This window comes from Pseudomonas sp. AC083 (genome assembly GCF_979253165.1).
The window spans coordinates 1-997 of the sequence record NZ_CEEDDH010000036.1; the positions used below are offsets into that span (position 1 = coordinate 1).

Here is a 997-nt window from a genome sequence, read left to right on the forward strand (position 1 = left end):
AAGCCCTGCAGCCAAGTGCGCAAGAAGTTGCGCAGTACTGCGCAACTTCTTGCGCACTTTCTCCCGACTTTCCCGCTGAAAATCGCCCCGAGTGATCATCGACTACCGTGACGCCCCCGCCATCCGGGCACCGCGCAAAACCTGGCACGCTCCTTGATAACCCTCAGCCACCCACCGGGCGATTTCGCCTCCGGGCACCCTAACTTTATCCGCAAGGAGAGCACCCCATGGCAACACCAGCGTACATGTCGGTTACCGGCGAAAAACAAGGCCTGATCACTGCCGGCGCTTTCACCGCCGACTCCGTTGGCAACACCTACCAGGAAGGCCACGAAGACCAGGTCATGGTTCAGGCTTTCACCCACGACGTGATCATCCCGCGTGACCCGCAATCCGGTCAGCCAACCGGTCAGCGCGTACACAAGCCAGTTGTGATCACCAAGGTCTACGACAAGGCTTCGCCACTGCTGCAAGCAGCACTGACTTCCGGCGAGCGCATGAGCGAAATCGTTATCCAGTGGTACCGCACTTCGGCTCAAGGCACCCAAGAGCACTACTACACCACCAAACTGGAAGACGCGATCATCGTCGCCATCAACAACAAAATGCACAACTGCCAGGATCCAGGCAACGCGCACTTCACCCACCTGGAAGAAGTGCAGTTCACCTACCGCAAAATCACCTGGACCCACGAAGTATCCGGTACTTCGGGTTCCGATGACTGGCGTGCTCCAGTCGTTTAATTACGGCTGACCGTTACACGCATCGGCCAGCTCTGCTGGTCGATGTTGTTTACGCCCCTCCAGAATTTCGCGTCCGTTGAGCCGCTTTTTTTGCGGGCGTCGACGAGCGCCGCTGTACAGCACGAGGAACAAGGGATGTTCGCGCCGGCCAATGAAACCCACTTTGCCCTGACCATCGAAGGGCTTTCCGCCGACTTTCAGGTGTTTACCCTGCAAGGCCGGGAAGCCATCAGCCAGCCTTTTGTGTTTGAGGT

General features: G+C 58.0%; 2 protein-coding genes. Both read left to right on the forward strand.

The genetic code is table 11. The annotated features are described in order from the left end of the window. Positions 1–227: 227 nt before the first annotated feature. Complete coding sequence (locus AC0IXA_RS27120) at positions 228–743, forward strand: Hcp family type VI secretion system effector (RefSeq protein WP_007949952.1); 516 nt, start codon at positions 228–230, stop codon at positions 741–743. A 135-nt stretch (positions 744–878) separates the two neighbouring features. Beyond that, the coding region (locus AC0IXA_RS27125; RefSeq protein ID WP_471814857.1) for a hypothetical protein at positions 879–997 on the forward strand (119 nt) is incomplete at its 3' end.